Genomic DNA, 15483 nt, shown 5'->3' with positions numbered 1-15483 from the left:
GGCCGGGGCGGTGGCTCCGGCTCGCGCGGGACCGGCCTATTGGTCGGCCGGGGCCATGACGGTGAACACGGGTTCGCCGTTGTCACCGGGTCCGAGATGAATGACCAGGGTGATGGGGCGCGGGGTGGGGTCGTCGCTGTCGCGCACGATCCGGTACACCGTGAACTCGAGCCGATCAACGTGGGCCTTTTTGGCGTGTTTGGCTGAGGCGATCGCGAAGTGTGCGCAGGTGATGACGTCCCAGGCTCGGCCGGTCTCGCTCTGGCCGTGTCGGGTGTCGCTCTCGTCCCAGCGCACCGCCTCGACCCATGCGTGATGGGCGATCGCGAACGAGCACCGGAAACCCATCTCGCTGGCCAATGCGGTGTAGTCGTGCAATACCTCGTCCGCGATTGCCTGGGCGCGGGTGTAGGAGTGGATGATCTCGGCGTTTTCGAACATGTGAAGCCCTTTCGGCCGGGGTGACCGGCGGGGGCTGAACGGTTACGGTTCGTCCAGCCCCCGCCGGGTCGGGTGGGGTTAGTTGGCGGTGGTAGTGGCCGGTGTGCGGGTGATTGCGCAGTACTGCAACCATTCGGGGCCATTGCCTGCCGCTGCCCACCGTTTGATATCGGCTTCATGGTCGGGCCGATATGCAGTGTCCGCGACTTTCTGGTTTGTAACCCATACCGCGAATTCGTGAATTGTGCGGTAATCGCGCTTGCCGAATACGGTGGCGGCGAATTCGAATGCCTGGCCGTATGTGGCGAGAATGTCGGCGGTGATTTCGCAGAAATCAATGAGCGTGCGGGATATGTGCTCGGTGATGTGCAGATTGTCGGCGGTCTGGCAGTGGGTGGCCTTGCCCAGATCGGCGGGAACCCTGCGCCCTTCCCAGAGGGTGACGGTGCGGTAGTTGTCGAGTCCGGGCCGGGGCTCGGGGGATCGCTTCTCTACCAGCACAATCCGTTTCGGTTGCTGGTCGGGCAGATGGGCTCGGGCGTATCCGGCGGCGTGGTGAACGCTGCGGTATTGCCCACCCCACTGGGTCCATTCCCGCGTGGTCGCTATGGCGGGGTCTTCCGGGTCGGGGGCGTGGATAATCCGATAGGGACTCTCCGAGACCGGTACCCAGAAATCACTTTCCGCGTTCATGGCGGAATTCCTCTCTGTCGGTGCGCACACGTGCGCATTCGTTTCCTGAGGGGTGATAGATCCACTATGAATTTCTCAAAGAACACGGGTACCGGGGCCGGTCCTGCGCTCCGAACCAATAGAACAATAATAGCGTTTTTTGGTGCACTTTGTGGGTGTTTGGCCTGGTGGGAGGGTGTTTTCTTTCCGATGTTTTTCTTGTCTTTTGGGTTTGACTTTCTTTGCGGCCCTTTGCAAGCCTCGCCTCCCCGGCGTTAGGGGCGGGGGTCTCGGGGGCAGCGCCCCCGGTACGCGGCCGCAGGTCGCGGAGGACCGGTGGGCGGCCCTGGTGAGGGGAGTGGGTGTCGGGGTGGTCCTTCGCTGAGCCTGGGGCGTCTCGATCACGGTGCCGCGTGGCGGGGCAAGGGCATGTTCTTCGCCCTTGAGCCGTCGCGTGGTGCCGTGATAGCCCCGTGGGTGGCTCAGTGGAGGGCCGCGCCGACACCCACCAGGGACGCACACCGCGCGGCCGCAGGTCGCGGGAACCACCACCCACCGCGCGGTGGTCGGGGTGAGGCGATGCCGACCGGAGGAGATTCCGCGGGGCGGTGCGCGGGTTCCGGTGTCGGCTGGGTGGTGAGTCCGCGGGAGCAGCGTGGGTCGGGGACCGGCCTGGGTCGCGGTAGCTCTGGGCGGGTTTTGGCTGCCGCAGGCGGGTCGCTGTGGTGCGGCCCGCCTGCGCAGGGTGGTTAGGGGGTGAACAGGCGGGCGTCTTGGTCCAGGGTGAGTGCGCCGCGTGTCACGCGCTGGTAGCGGCCATTGTCACCGCCGGGCAGTGTGACGTGGTAGTGGCGGGCGTTTCGGTTGGGTACGGCGACCACGATGTGTGTCTGTTTGTCGTCGGGGAGGGTGACGAACGATCCGCGATGCAGTGGCGGGAGTGCGGCCAGGGCGGTTTCGAGGGTCTGGATTTCCTGGTCGGTGGCCCGGTGCGCGGCCCGGTGGTCGACGGTGCACTCGAGGCCGTTGGTCAGGTTTTCGAGTGTGAGGCGACCATTCTTGGATTTGATTACCGCGTAGATGCCGTCCCGGTATTTCTCGGGCACGTCGCGGTGTGAGAGCACGATGAGATCTCCTGCGGCGTAGTCGGTTTCGGGCGTGGTGGGGCTCATGTGCGTGTCCTTTCGGGCGGGGGATATGGGTGTGGGCAGGACACCGGTGGTGGTGTCCTGCCCACGGCGGAGTGGGTCGGGGTGGTTAGGCGGTGATGCCGGTGAGGTCGGCTTCCTCGGTGTAGAAGGTGGTTTCATCGATGTCGCCGATGCGGTATCGCTCGATCGGGGACAGGGAGAAGTCGACGTCCTTGGGGAATTCGAGGGTTTTGAGGAATTCGAGGTAGTGCGCGAACGTGTCGAGACCGCGTGCGAGGGTCCTGCCCGAGCGTCGCCACCAGTCGGGGCGTTCGTTGCCCTTGTCGCCCAGGTTGGGGTGCATGCGTGCTTCGACGGCGGCGATCGCGATACCGAGTCCGATGACGGCGGCGCGGTTCTCGCTGACGTTGTCGAATGCGCTGCCATCGATGAGCTTGTCCCGGCTGATGTTGAGCATTTCAGCGGCCAGCAATGTGGCGTTGTGTTCGGTGAGGATGCCGGGGTCCGATGCCTCGAGCTTGGTGCGCCACAGGTGCGCACCCTTGGGGACCTTGGCACCTGCGAGGGCTTTGGTGACCGCGTCGCGGCGGCGCGGGGTGGCCGCACGGGCGGCGTTGTTCATAGCCTTGGTTCGGGCCAGGGCCTGGCTCTTCTCGCGAGCTTGGGCCTCGGCCAGGGCGTGGGCTTCGGCGCTGCCGGGCGCGGGCCCGGTGTCGGCGCGCGGATCGTCCAGCCCGGTCGCAGGAACATCGATGCAGTAGTGGTAGCGCAACCACACCGATTCGATCCGGATGGCCGATACCGCGTACAGCCCGTCCTCGGGCTGTGCGGTCGGGTTGTTCTCGGTGTCCCAATCGATGGCCTCTTCGGGCACTTCGTGCCCGTCGTCGCGCACGTAGTACTTCTCGGTCTCGTTCAGCCACACCGCCCAGTGCTTGGGCTCGGTGATCGTGGCGGGGTCAAATATGGTGCCGTCCGGGCCTTTGAGCCGAGTAGAGGAGACGTAGGTGTCGCGTTCGGTCCACTTGGGTTCGTTCTCCAGCACGGTGAATCCTTCGCCTTCGGCTTTGGCCTTGGCGGCGGCGTAGGCGGTGTCGGATACGCGCTTGTTCCGCAGAGCGGTTGCCACGTAATCGAATTGGCCCTTGCTGGCGGCCTCGGTCAACCGGGCCACCGCGTGGGGGTCGTCTTCGAATTCGATGAGGGCGGCGGACTGCTCGAACGTCATCTGCCCGGTCGCGGCCAAGTCCATCGGGGTGGAGGTCTTGGCGCGGCGAATCGCCTTGATGGCCTTCACATCTGCGGTGTTCATGCCCGGGGTCACCCGGGCGACCTTGGTCACGGGCACGCCCAGGTCGAGCAGTTCGGCCACCGCGTCGACCTTGTCGGGGGTGATCAGTGCTTCGTGGTCCTCGTTGGCGGTGAGTTGGCCGCCGATCTCCGATACTCGTCGCGCGGTGTCGGTGTCGCCTTCGGGCGGGTAACGCAGGATCACCGGAATCGAGGTCAGTCCGGCGGCGCGGGAACCGAGCGTGCGCCGCTGCCCGTCCTTGACCTGCAAATACCCTTCGGGATTGATCCATACGGTGGGGTCCTGCTCGAACACTTCCCTGTTGTCCAGGATGCGTTGGATGTACTGCTTGGTGATCGTGGGGGCCGCGTGCTTGCGGATGTTGCGTCCGAAAACCAGATCGTTCGGGTTCCACATCAGCGACACGCGGCCGGTCTCGGATGCCTGCAACCGCGCGCGCAGATCGTCGGCCTGCTCCTGGGTCAACGGCGTCGGCTCGATGGCGTTGGCCTGCGCCTGTTCGGTGGGGGCGGGGTTCTCGACGGACTCGACCGGCGCGGCGGCGATATCGGGGCTGCTGTCGGTGGTGTCCTGGGTGAGAGTGCTCATGGTCTTGGCCTTCGTTGTGTCAGGGTCGGCCGCGCGGTTACGGTACGCGCGGCCGGTGCCGGGATCGATTGGTGTTATTGACCATCGGGTGTTGGCGGATGGGGCGGGGCTCGGGGCATGAGTGCGGGGTGTCCTTCCTGGTCGTGACCGGGATGGGGGCCGGGTTAGGCCGCCTCGGGGTAGGCGTCGGCGTGGGACGCGCGCACGATGTCGCCTCCGAGCTGGCGGGCGCGCTCGGGCGGGTCGGGGGTACTGGTTGGGGTGCTCATCTCGGTTTTGCCTCCTGCGTGGGGATCTCGGTGCGGCGTTCGAGTTGGTGCGGGTGGTTGACGCATCTCGCGCCGGTGTCGACGGCTTCGAGGTTCACGTACTCGGTGCCGACGGGTGCGCCGGGCGCGGGTTCGCGGGATCGGAACTTGGACAGCACGCGGGCTGGCATATTGGCGCGGGTGGTGACGGTGACGGGATCACCGGCGGTGATCTCGTCGTAGGTCAGTGGTCGCCGTCCGGGGTCGCCGGGCCGGAACGCGCGTATGGAGTGGACGGTGTCGCATTGCACTCCGAGGTAGCCGCGCACAGCGCGCACCTGGACGTGAGGTTCGGCGGTGATGAGGCTGTGTTGCATGCTCGCGCTGAATGCGCCGATCTCGGCGACGATTACGGCGCTGTAGCTGGGGCCGGTTGCGATGATTTCCAGGTGCGTAGCGGCGGTGAGAGGCGCGCTCATCGGCCGGGGTTCTCGTATTCGCGGGCGGTGGCCTCGCATTCTTCGGCGTACTCGATGGCGTCGCGGCGTTGGGCCTGGATGAGGCTGAGTCCGTCGTATTCGGCTGCGTGCGTGGGGCACAGGTGGTCGGGGTCCGGGTCGTGGTCCTCGTCGGTGGCCGGGCGGGTGCACCACGGGCATGAGGTGGGCATGGGTGTCCTTTCTGGTGGCCGGGCCGTATAGCGGTCAGGCCACCTCGGGGTGGGAAGGGTTAGGACAGAACGGGTTTGGTGCGCATGGCATCGACACGGTGTCGGTTAGACGGGGGAGAGGATGAATTTCTCGGCCATGAGGTCGGTGGGCAGCAGGTACATGCCTTTGGCGGGGCGTTCGCTGTCCGGGGGGACGTGGCCGTGGAAGGCGTCGTCATCTTCGGACCAGACGGGCTGTCCGGCCTCGATGCCGCGTGCACCGTAGGTCGCTGCGAGCCGAATATTGTAGGGCCGCAATGTTTCTCGGGCGACTTCGCGGATATGGCGGTGTGTGATGCCGTTGTCTCCGCAGCCGTCGGCGTCGGCGTCGAGGATGATCGCGATCGCGCGGGCGCTCGGGTCGGGTGCGGAGTGGGTCCAGTGCGGTCCGGCGGCGTCGGTGGTGGTGTCCAGGGTGATGAGCATCGCGTCCACGGCGTGCCACCATCCGGGTTCGTAGTGTTCGATCCACAGCAGCAGCAGTGCGTTGGTGAGGGGGTTGTGGTCCTGGTACTGGGGCAGGTAGCGGGCGAGTGTGGCGATGAGGTCGGGTGCGGTGCGCACGCGCACCACGTGCGGGGGTGGGGTCATCGGGTGCCCTTCTGAGTCGAATTCGGTTGGGGGAGAACCGGGCTCGCGGGGTGTGGGCTGGACGGTTACGGTTCGGCCAGCCCACGCCGGTGAGCGGATTGTTGTCAGTGGATGTGGGTGAATGCCGCGCGCAGGTCGGCGGGGTGTTGGCGTTGGCGGATGGCCTCGTGGACGGCCGGGGCTACCTGGTGGTGCGGGTCGGCGTGTACGGCGATATCGATGGCGACTTCGGCGGCGGCGATATCGTCGAACCGGATGTACAGCGCGAGCGCGAGCAAGGTGGCGGCGTGAGCGCGGTCCTGGTCGCGGGTGCCGGTGACCAGCAATCCCCAGAGCACGAGGTCCACGTTGTCCCGGGTGTGGGGCCCAAACCAGGCGCGGGGGTCGGTGACGATTTCGTAGAGGCTGCTGCGGACTCGTTCGCAGCGCAGCACCACGCAGATGCGCGCGATTTCGGTGGCGAATTCGGGATCGTTTTCGGCGGGGCCGTCGTGGCTGCTCAAGGTGGTCAGGTAGTCGCGGATGGTGTCGAGTTCGGCGGTGAAATGCTGATCGGGGGTGCCTCGGCGGATTGCTGCGGCCAACCGGTCTTCGGAGGCGTGTTGGGCGGCGGGTAAGGCGGCGTCGAGGTGGGTGGTGAATTCCTCGTCGGTGGCGAATACGTGGGTGGCCTCGGCGCGGGGGTCGTGCAATGCGGCCAGTACCGGCAGCGGGGGCGGGGTGAGCGGGCTGGGGGAGTGCAGGACGCCGGTGCGCGGTGTTCCGGTCAAGGTCCACCAGGGCGCGGCGTCGGTGAGTGCGGGTGTTCCCCAGATCCCGGCGGCAATCCCGTTCTCTGCCAGGACGTTCGCGATGGCGCGGGGCAGGGCGCGGTACGCGCCGGGCATTTCGGCGAGGGTGTTGGTCGGGGCCGGGCCGGTCATGGCGGCGGCGATACCGATGAGGTAGGCGGTATCGGCGGGTGTGGTGCGGATCTGGTTGGCGATACGGGCGAACAGCACGTGGGGGGCGCTGTCGAGGGGATAGACCTGGTGTTGCTGGATCAGTCCCGCGTCAGCGAGCAGCAGCACGAACGCTTCCTGGGGGCTGCTGTGCAGCAGGGAGGGGATGGCGGCGATGAGGTGGCCGGGGTCGGCGGCCGGATCGTTGATCGAGTTCATGAGAATTGCCTCCTGTGAGAGCTGGATGGAATTTCATGTTCCCCGATTCCGGGCGCGCGAATATATCGCCCGGAATGGGTATGAATTGCCTTCAATCACACTGTGGAGTTCTCAAAGAACACGGGTACGAAGGTCAATCGATGCACCTGGGACCAGGGGTAAGGCGTTCTGTAGCCTCCGGCTCCGGGGGACTCTCCCCCTCCCTCCTTCCTGGAACAATAATATCAGTTTTAGGTGCACATTAGTGGTTGTTTGGCCTGGTGGGAGGGTGTTTTCTTTTCGGTGTTTTTCTTGTCTTTCGGGTTTGACTTCTTTGCGGCCCTTTGCAAGCCTCGCCTCCCCGGCGCGGAGGGGCGGGGGTCTCGGGGGCAGCGCCCCCGGTACGCGGCCGCAGGTCGCGGGGGACCGGTGTAGCGACCGAACCGCAGGTGGGTGTCGGTGTGGTCCTTCGCTGAGCCTGGGGCGTCTCGATCACGGTGCCGCGTGGCGGGGCAAGGACGCTTTTCCCTTGCCGCGTCGCGTGGGGCCGTGATAGCCCCGTGGGTGGCTCAGTGAAGGGGCGCCGACACCGGTCGGGAGCGCAACCGCGCGGCCGTCAGGCCGCGGACGTCACGCGCTCACCGATGCCGGGCGCTCGAACGTGGTGTGCGCGTGCGGATCCGGGCTGGGTGGTGAGTCCGCGGGAGCGACGCTGAGTCGGGGACGTTCCCTGGTCGCGGTAGCTCTGATGTGTTGTTCTGGCAGCCGGGATCGATGGTCCGGGCGGGTGCGGGGTTTCGCGCGTCCCTCATTGCTTCGATGCATAAGAACGTAAGGTGATGGTTATGGCGATGGTGACCTTCTCGACGTTGTCGCAGCAGTTGGCCACCCATATGAGCGCCGCGCATGAGGACAATCAGGTGTTCGTGTTGTCGCGGTCGAATAAGCCTGTCGCGGTGCTGATCAGCCACGATCTGTGGAAGCTGGGGCACGGACGCGCCAGTGAGCCGCCCCGGTTCCAGGACATGGGCACTCGCCTGGCCCAGCACCAGATGAAACCGATCCGGGAGAAACTCGCGCACGGCGTCCACACCGTGCTGACGGTGGACGCGCGGCCGAAAGCTGTTGTCGCGGACTATGGGTGGGCGCGCGAGATGTTGCCGGAGTTGGAGTTGCCGGATCCGCCGCGACCTCCGGACTGTGTGCTTGTGGTGTACCGGCGCGCGCTGCATCTGGCGGAACTCGCGGCCGAGTTCGCCGATTCGGAGGATCCGGACTGGGAGATGGACCGGCGGCTGACCGCAGGCGCGACCCGGATTCCCGAGAGTCGCCGCGATCGGTTGCGGGCAGTGGTGTTCGTGCATGAGGGCGCGGTGGCGAGGATCCGGGCGATCGAGTCCGGCCGGCGGTGGGAGGACCTGCCGGGGGCGTTCAGTCTGGCTCCGGTGTCCGCGCCGTTGAGCGGGCCGCAGATCGAGCGCATGCTGCCCGGTCTGGGCATGCGGATCGGTGACGTGCCGCCCGCACGGGTGGGGCTGTCCCGCCAATACCTCGACCTGTAGTCAACGACTGATCGGCGACAGCGGGACCGGTTGTTGTTGTCGCACATATCTGGATGTCGGTATCGGCGACAACGACACAACCACTGTAAACCAGCGGTTTTCGTCGTTCGGTGAGTTACCGGCGCGGGTCGAATACGAGCCGGTAGTCGCTGAGTCCGTCGCGGTTTCCCCTGGCTGTGAATTCGCGCCCGGTTACCTCCTCGAGCGGGAGGTCGCAGTCGGCGGCGATGGCGGTGGCGGGCAAGGCCATCGGCGCGCCCGCGGGGTGCCATGGAGTGGCGGCGTAGGCGATATCGCCCACTGTCGCTATCACTTTGAGCAGGGCGCGGCCATCGGCCTGCGTGGTGTAGACCGGTGTGTCTGACTGGGTCCGGCCTCGAGCTGCGATCCAGATCCGGTCTTCCTCGTTCATGCCGCTGATCATCCTCGATCTCGTGCGGCTTCGTGAGGTCGTCGCGTTCGTGGCTCTGCGATTCGATCACCCAGGGCGGCTATCGCCCCGGTGTCCGGCGGCGTCGCCGGGGTCGTTGTTGTTGCCGAACAATTCTGGCGGGCCGGGAGAGTGCGGAGCGGCCGAGATTTCCTGGCGCGCACCGGTGGGGTCGTCACGGTCGCGGCGGATACGGGTCCGCGGGAGCAGCCAGTTGGCGCAGGTGGGTGTATTTCGAGGTGTAGTCCGCGGTGGCGGTGACGTCATGTGCGATGAGGAAGTGCTGTGTCCAGTCTCTGAGGTGATCGAGTTCGGCGATGATTTCGTGTTCGCAGTCGCGGGCGTCGCCTCGGGAGCGGATGTATTCGATCTCGAGCTGTTGCAGGGGCGCGGGGTATCCGTGGAAGTTACAGCGGTCGGTCATCAGTGAGTAGATGTGCCCGGTGTCGGAGCTTTCGAGCATGTCGTCGAAGCGGATGCGGTCGAAGCTTCCGAGGTAGTGGGCGTGGATCGCGAGGGTGTCGTTGAGATGGGTGTGCATGTGCGCAAGCGTGGCATGTGGTGCGGGCCAATAGGTTTTGTGTTCGGTGCGCCGGAATTGGTCGTGGGTGAAGTGTTTGCGTTTGATGGTGTAGCCACCTGCGGCGCGGGGGATGAATGAGGCGTATCCGCGGTCGGCGGTGGTGGGGCCGGTGACTTCGAACATGTGGTTAGCGAACGACCACAGTTCGAAGTCGTTGCGGTATTCGGCGCGGTAGCGGGCGAGGTCGCCGTGGCCGATGTGGGCTTTGACGTCGCGGGCCAAGCGGTAGATGTCGGTGCCCGGGTCAAGGGTGAATTTGTGCTCATACTCGGTGTCTGGGTCGTGTTTGAAGTACCAGCATTCGTGACTGCCAACGGTTTTCGAGTATCCGGGCAGGGCTTGGAGGGTTCGGTGCACGGTATCGAGTGAGGGGTGCGTGATGTGGCTGGTCGGCTCGGGCACGATGTCGACGCGGTGGAATAGTGCATCGATATCGCCCAGCCGGACCGGCAGATACACCGCCCACCCGGCAGATTCTGGGGCCAGCAACACCAGCGGCATGTCCTCGGGCGCGGTGTGACCGTCGGCGGTCAGGGTGAGTTGGCGGTATGCCAGCGGTTCCGCGGTGGCGGTGAGTGCACGGTGGTGCGGGTCTGTGTGGAGTACGGATCGGCTGTAGCGTAGGTGATTCCAGGTCACAACGCGGGTAGTGCGGCCGCCGGGGGCGGGGACTGCAGCGAGTCGGTGGAGCCCGCGGCGGGGGTTGTCGGTGGTGTGGTCGTAGCGGGTGTGCCACGGCCCGAGAATCAGCCAGCAGGAACGTGTTTCGGGCATGACGAATACACTCCCAGGAAAGCGCAGGTCAGAAGGAGTCGGTCAGGATTTTCCGGTGAAGCGGCGCACGGTGTTGATCGCGACCAGCACGCCGAGGCGGGCCATGAGGAACGCGGTCGCGGCGGGCAGGAGTGCGCGTTTGATGCCGGTGCGGGTGCGGGCGTAGAACAGCACGGCGCTGCGGTGGTGGTGCCAGAGCGATTTGTTGCGGCGGAAGCGGCTGGACCCGCCGCCGTGGTGGGTGACCCATGCCGGCCCGGAAAGCACGGTGGCGTAGCCGAGTTGGTTGAGTCGCCATGCGAGGTCGGCATCTTCGAGGTACATCCAGTAGCGGGTGTCGAATCCGCCCATCTGTTCCCACAGGGGGCGGCGCATCATCAGGCAGCAGCCCGATACCCAGTCCACGATCTGATCGGCGTCGGGGCGGCCGAAGGCTTCGCCGAAGTACTCCTGGCTGGCGGTGTTGCCGGGTCGCAGTACTCCCATGATGGCGTGGCGTGCGGCGATGGTGGTGGAGGGGAAGCGGCGGCCGTTGGGATAGGGTGCGCCGCCGGTCACCATCCGGGTTCCGACGATGCCGATGCCGTCGTCGGCGAGTGTGGCGCGCATTGTTTCCAGGCATTTGGGATCGCCGAGTGCGGCGTCGGGATTGAGCAGGGCGACATAGTCACCGGTGCCCATGGCTGCGGCCTGGTTGATGGCGGCGGCGAATCCGATATTGCGGGTGTTGGCGATGGGCTCGATGCCGAGTTCGCGGGCGACGGTGAGGGTGTCGTCGGTGGAAGCGTTGTCGATGACCAGGATTCGCACCTGGTCGGCCACGGTCTGTTCGCGGATCGAGGCGATGCAGTCGGGCAGCAGGCGAGCGCTGTTGTAGGTGAGAACGATGATGTCGATGCTGCTCATCGGGGCGGTTGTACCTCTCGCTGTGGTGCGGTCTCGACATGGTTCGGTGCGGCGGATCCGGCGGACGGTATCACTTCCCGTCCCGGCCCGAGCCCGCTACCGACGGACAGCAGGGAGCGCACCGCCCCGGGTGAGCCGCTGTAGCGGCCCTGGTAATGGCTGGGGACTCCTTGCATCGGCCAGAACGCGATTTTCCCGATCACCATGTCCGGATATACGCGTACCGCGGCGGCCGCGCGCAGTTCCAGTGTCCACGGAATCACCGCGCCACAGTGTCCCAGTGGTGCTGAGAGTTGGATCCGCAGGCCCAGGCTCGAGACCGAGCGGCAGGCGTGCAGGGTCGCCGCGTAGCGGGCCGCGCCCATAATTTCTCGGGTGCTGGCGAGGTAGAGCGTGCCGGGGTGCAGTACATAGCCGGTGTCGGGAATCGGGGTGGGTGTGACGGGGGCGTCGGTGCGCGCGTCCAGTACACCGTCCGGTGGTGCGGTGTACTGGAGCAGTTCGCGTCCGAGGCGGAATCCGTAGCTGTTGGCGCAGATCTGTCCCTCGTCGAAAGGGTCGATGGTGATGTCGCCGGTGTGCACACCCTCGCGGATCGCCTGGCCGGTCAGCATCGCAGCATCCCGTCGATGAGCTCGTGGACAGCAGCGGCGAGTTCGTCGAGTGCGCCGTCGTTGCAGATCTCGTGGTCGACGTCCACGGTCTCCACTCCGGCGGTGCTGGCATCGGACAGGCTCACATATCCTTGTGCGGCAAGGCGTTTTGCCCGCAGGTCCCCGTGTGTGGAGATGCGCACGGCGGTCCATCCCCGGGCGCGCAGTTCGGGATAGTCGATGTCGTAGGAACGGATGTCGTCGTTGACCAGGGCATCGGCGTGTGTGGCTGCGGCGCGCGCGAGGAAGTCCTCGACCAGGAACATCGGTCGTCGGGCGCGGATCCATCCCGCGGTGGCTTCCAAGAGTTGCTGGTCCTGCTGCCCGGGTGGCAGGGGTTCGCCGAGGCGCGCGTAGAAGCTGTGTTGCAGTTCGTACAGCGGGGCGGCGACTTTGACTACCGCGCAGCTGATCTGGCGCGCGGCCAGAGCGGCGTGGATGAGCCCGGCGGTGGTGGATTTCCCGGCTCCGGAATGCCCGAGCAGGCAGATACGTGGTCCGGTCATGACTGCTCCTGTTTCGGCATCGTGAGGCAGTAGACGAGCCCGTCGTCGAGCATGATCAGCTCGCCGTCGCGGGCGGGGTGCACAGCGGCGGGAATGGTGTTCTCCCGCAGGATGATTCCCAAGTGACACAGCCGCGATCCGGAGTCGAACACGAATCCATCGACGTGTCCGATGAGCGCGGCCAGGATCGCGTAGGGGTGGCGAGCGGAGAGGATCACCTGTTCTCCGTCGCCGTGGATGGCGCGGGCGCGGGCGACCAGTTCGGCGACGGTGCGGTGACCGCTGACGTCTACTCCTCCGCTGACACTGACCGCTGGCGCTACCGAGAGCCGTTCGAGCACGGTGTCCTGCTCCACGCGCAGCACCCGGCCCACGCAGCGTCCCGGGGACAGCATCATCGCCTCGGCGGCCGCGAGCGCGAACGCCTGGCCGTGATCGGCGCCGAACACGGTGTGATCGATGTAGTACAGGGCACCCGCGTCATCGAGGATCCATTCGACCGCTACGGGTCCGGTCAGTCGTTCGAGCTGGTCGGTGAATGCCATCATCTGGGTGAGATTGGTTGTGCCGCCGAACAATTCGGTGACCTCGTCGAGTGTGGTGTCGGTGGTGAATGTGATGTGTCGGCAGGTGGCGGTGCCTCGGTTCATGGCCAGCAGTCCCTGTGGGGAGGTTTCGGCGTAGAACCCGCCGGTGGCCTCATCGCGGCGGGTGATGATGCCCCGGACGCCGGTCACGTACTCACGCACCAGCACCGCGAGCGGTTGCGCGGCGGGCGTGGCGATGCGCAGGCGCTCGAGCTGGGCGGGCAGATCGGTGTAGTGGGTGAAGAGTTGGCGTTCGAAGTCGCCCGCGTCCACGATCACCTGCCGGTTGGACAGCTCGGGATCGAGCACTGGGGCCACCATGGTGCCGAAGTCGATGGCGGCGGGCAGATACAGCACGTATGCGGCTCCGCGAGTGATGCCCAGCTGTGTGGCGATCCGGGCGGCGCGGGCGCGTTTGGTGACGAAGTGCGCGCACGTGGCCGCGATGGGCCCCAACGCCATATCGGAGGGGATCGCAGCGTCGTAGAGCGGGACGACGGCAGGCTCGGTCCGCCGAATAGCCGTGGGAGCGGCGGGGTTCGGTCGGGCCTGCAGCAGGTAGACCGTGTCGGCGGCGTAGGCCCATTCGATATCCACTGCCGGGCAGCGCAAATGGGCGCGTGCCACGTCGATGAGTGCGCGCACGGCCTCTGCGACTGCCTGGGGCAGGGTGCCGGGGAGTTCTGGGGTAGCGATGCCGGCGGCGAGGGCGTCGCCCCGTCCGCGCACTGCCTCGATCTGGATCCGGTCCGGGGCATCGGAATCGAGTCCGGTCATGGCGATTCCGGCGAGATCGGGTTCGATCATCGCTTGGATGATCACGCCCATGCGCGGGGTCGGGGCCAGATCTCCGGCGCGGAGCCGCATTGTGAGGGCGGGCAGGCTGTAATACGAGCGCCAGACCGCGGCCACGGCAGCGGGCACGTCCCCGGCGGCGATGCCGAGCAGGCTGTCGAAGACCCCGGCATGTGATGCCCCGGCGCGGTCCTCCCCGATCGCTGATGATCGCACCGCGAACCGGGTGCTGGGGGCGAACATCTCTTGCAGCCGCAGACTCAGCAGATCTTGTGTGCGGGGGCGGAGTGCGACATCTGCCAGCAGGGCGGTGATCTGGGCGGCGTCGGTGGCGAGGGTGGATCCGACGGTCGCGCGCAGGTCGGTGAATACCGTGTCGATCCGATCGAGCGTCGCGGCGGGCACAGTGTCGACGAATTCGGCGACGGGAACGGTCAGGAAATCCGGAACCGCCGCCGCCCGGGACAGTTGCGCCAAGGTGGCGGCTTTGTCGCCGACTTGGGCGGGGTCCAGGTGCGCGGTGTCGGGGCCTGGGAATCGGGTGCGGGCGATGTCGCGGTCCAGTGTGCGCCAGCATTCGCTGGCGCGGGGGCCACGTGAACCTTGGTATTTGCCGTGGTAACCGGTGATGGTGCCGGTGGGGGCCCACCACATCATCTGCCCGATCTCCATGCCCGGGTATACCCGCACCGGGGCGGTGGGCAGCAGTTGCAGCGTCCATTGGCCTTCGTAGCCGATATCGCCGAGCCCGGAGGACAGATGGATCGACAAGCCGAGGCGGGCCACACTGGAGCGCGCGGAGAATGTGGGCGCGAATGTGTTGCCGCCCAACACTTCTGCGGTTTCAGCCAGGTACAGCTGCCCGGCTTCGAGAACGAGACCCTCGGCGGGGATGCGGATCTCGCGGGTGGGATTGGCGACTCGTGCGTCCAGGGTCTGGCCGGTGTAGACGCACAGCCGCTCACCGAGGGTGAAGTTGTAGGAATTGGGGTTGAGCCGACGTTCGTCGAACGGCTCGATGCGGATCGTGCCGCGCGCACGCTGGCGGCAGATTTCCGCTCCGGTGAGGATAGTCATCGCGCACCGGCCTCGAGCTGGCGCAGCACCATGTGATGCGGGCGTTCGGTGTCGGCGACCGACAGGGTCAGGTGTACTCGATCGGCGATACCGGCGTTGAACGCGGTGTGCTGCAACCGGGTGTCGAACACGCGCAGGCGGCCGTCCGCGGGCACATGGTGCCCGTGCCCGTCTGGGCCGACCAGGAACGCGGTCGGCTCAGTGTGGATGGCCAGATGCGCGCGCATGGTGGCGTCGGCGTGCATTCGGTAGGCCTTGCCGGGACGCATGATCATCAGCCGCATCCGTCCGACAGGCAGTATCGCGCTGACCGCCTTATGCACCACAGCGAAATAGGTGTCGGCGAAATCCTCGTTGAAACAGCTGAATTCACGCTCGAGGTATCTCATCGTCCCCTCGGGAGTGAATTGCGAACACATGCCGTCAGCGAGTGGGTCGGCCGCATCGGGGCGGTGGGTCAGCGAAACGCAAGTGACCGGGTCACCGGCGCGGTCGAACACTCGGGCCTGAGCGCGGTCGATCACCTGCTCGTAGGCCTCGCGCAACAGATTCAGGTCGAATGTGGCATCGGTCGGGCCGTGGTAGAACCTGCCGGTGGCCAGACTGTCATCGACGGTCGAGCGGAACGGAATAGTCACTGTCACCCTCCGGGCGAATCGTGAATGTGCGGAACGCTTTTCACTCTCACAGCCACGCGACCGCAGCTGAATCCCCAGTCAGTTATCCGGTATGCGGTTGAAGTAATACGACCAGCTCACG

16 protein-coding genes are annotated in these 15483 nt (G+C 66.2%); 1 reads left to right on the top strand and 15 read right to left on the bottom strand.

All coding sequences use genetic code 11. From position 1 onward, the window contains the following. Positions 1–36: 36 nt before the first annotated feature. The 8 genes from AB0L82_RS35985 to AB0L82_RS35950 all read right to left on the bottom strand — a co-directional run bounded on the left by AB0L82_RS35985 (position 37) and on the right by AB0L82_RS35950 (position 6872). Positions 37–441, bottom strand: a complete 405-nt coding sequence (locus AB0L82_RS35985; protein ID WP_364647020.1) for a DUF6573 family protein — start codon at positions 439–441, stop codon at positions 37–39. A 78-nt stretch (positions 442–519) separates the two neighbouring features. Then, positions 520–1134 (bottom strand): hypothetical protein, encoded by a 615-nt coding sequence (locus tag AB0L82_RS35980; RefSeq protein ID WP_364647017.1) that lies wholly within the window; start codon positions 1132–1134, stop codon positions 520–522. Between the two features lie 728 nt (positions 1135–1862). Continuing rightward, complete coding sequence (locus AB0L82_RS35975; protein ID WP_364647014.1) at positions 1863–2285, bottom strand: hypothetical protein; 423 nt, start codon at positions 2283–2285, stop codon at positions 1863–1865. An 85-nt stretch (positions 2286–2370) separates the two neighbouring features. Next, the gene (locus AB0L82_RS35970; protein ID WP_364647011.1) at positions 2371–4164 is read right to left on the bottom strand and encodes a ParB/Srx family N-terminal domain-containing protein; all 1794 of its coding nucleotides are present in this window, start codon (positions 4162–4164) and stop codon (positions 2371–2373) included. A gap of 265 nt (positions 4165–4429) precedes the next feature. Continuing rightward, entirely contained in the window at positions 4430–4891 is a 462-nt protein-coding gene (locus AB0L82_RS35965; RefSeq protein ID WP_364647008.1) for a hypothetical protein, read from the bottom strand. Next, complete coding sequence (locus AB0L82_RS35960; RefSeq protein ID WP_364647005.1) at positions 4888–5082, bottom strand: hypothetical protein; 195 nt, start codon at positions 5080–5082, stop codon at positions 4888–4890. Before AB0L82_RS35960 ends, AB0L82_RS35965 begins: the two co-directional genes overlap by 4 nt. Before the next feature lie 105 nt (positions 5083–5187). Continuing rightward, positions 5188–5712 carry a hypothetical protein gene (locus tag AB0L82_RS35955; protein WP_364647002.1) on the bottom strand — a complete coding sequence of 175 codons (525 nt, stop codon included), beginning with the start codon at positions 5710–5712 and terminating at the stop codon, positions 5188–5190. A gap of 104 nt (positions 5713–5816) precedes the next feature. After that, the gene (locus AB0L82_RS35950; RefSeq protein ID WP_364646999.1) at positions 5817–6872 is read right to left on the bottom strand and encodes a DUF4192 family protein; all 1056 of its coding nucleotides are present in this window, start codon (positions 6870–6872) and stop codon (positions 5817–5819) included. Between the two features lie 824 nt (positions 6873–7696). Between AB0L82_RS35950 and AB0L82_RS35945 the strand changes: the two genes are divergently transcribed. Further along, on the top strand, positions 7697–8413 hold the full coding sequence (locus tag AB0L82_RS35945; protein ID WP_364646996.1) for a hypothetical protein: 717 nt from the start codon (positions 7697–7699) through the stop codon (positions 8411–8413). Between the two features lie 115 nt (positions 8414–8528). Here the strand turns inward: AB0L82_RS35945 and AB0L82_RS35940 are convergent, their stop codons facing one another. From AB0L82_RS35940 to AB0L82_RS35910, 7 genes are all read right to left on the bottom strand, one after another. Next, complete coding sequence (locus tag AB0L82_RS35940; RefSeq protein WP_364646993.1) at positions 8529–8825, bottom strand: hypothetical protein; 297 nt, start codon at positions 8823–8825, stop codon at positions 8529–8531. A 193-nt stretch (positions 8826–9018) separates the two neighbouring features. Beyond that, positions 9019–10200: a hypothetical protein gene (locus AB0L82_RS35935; RefSeq protein WP_364646990.1), complete on the bottom strand. Its 1182-nt coding sequence runs from the start codon at positions 10198–10200 to the stop codon at positions 9019–9021. 42 nt (positions 10201–10242) lie between these two features. Beyond that, positions 10243–11106, bottom strand: a complete 864-nt coding sequence (locus AB0L82_RS35930; protein ID WP_364646987.1) for a glycosyltransferase family 2 protein — start codon at positions 11104–11106, stop codon at positions 10243–10245. Beyond that, positions 11103–11720, bottom strand: coding sequence for a hypothetical protein (locus tag AB0L82_RS35925; RefSeq protein ID WP_364646984.1), 618 nt, complete (start codon positions 11718–11720; stop codon positions 11103–11105). The genes AB0L82_RS35930 and AB0L82_RS35925 overlap by 4 nt, the downstream gene beginning before the upstream one ends. Beyond that, complete coding sequence (locus tag AB0L82_RS35920) at positions 11714–12265, bottom strand: ATP-binding protein (protein ID WP_364646981.1); 552 nt, start codon at positions 12263–12265, stop codon at positions 11714–11716. The genes AB0L82_RS35925 and AB0L82_RS35920 overlap by 7 nt, the downstream gene beginning before the upstream one ends. Further along, positions 12262–14724, bottom strand: coding sequence for a PEP/pyruvate-binding domain-containing protein (locus AB0L82_RS35915; protein ID WP_364646978.1), 2463 nt, complete (start codon positions 14722–14724; stop codon positions 12262–12264). Before AB0L82_RS35915 ends, AB0L82_RS35920 begins: the two co-directional genes overlap by 4 nt. Then, complete coding sequence (locus AB0L82_RS35910) at positions 14721–15362, bottom strand: aspartyl/asparaginyl beta-hydroxylase domain-containing protein (protein WP_364646975.1); 642 nt, start codon at positions 15360–15362, stop codon at positions 14721–14723. The genes AB0L82_RS35915 and AB0L82_RS35910 overlap by 4 nt, the downstream gene beginning before the upstream one ends. Between the last annotated feature and the right edge of the window lie 121 nt (positions 15363–15483).

Origin of the sequence: Nocardia sp. NPDC052001 (assembly GCF_040680615.1) — a bacterium.
Taxonomy (GTDB): domain Bacteria; phylum Actinomycetota; class Actinomycetes; order Mycobacteriales; family Mycobacteriaceae; genus Nocardia.
Note: the sequence above shows the minus strand (reverse complement) of the source record. Positions and strands in the feature narration are given on the sequence as shown.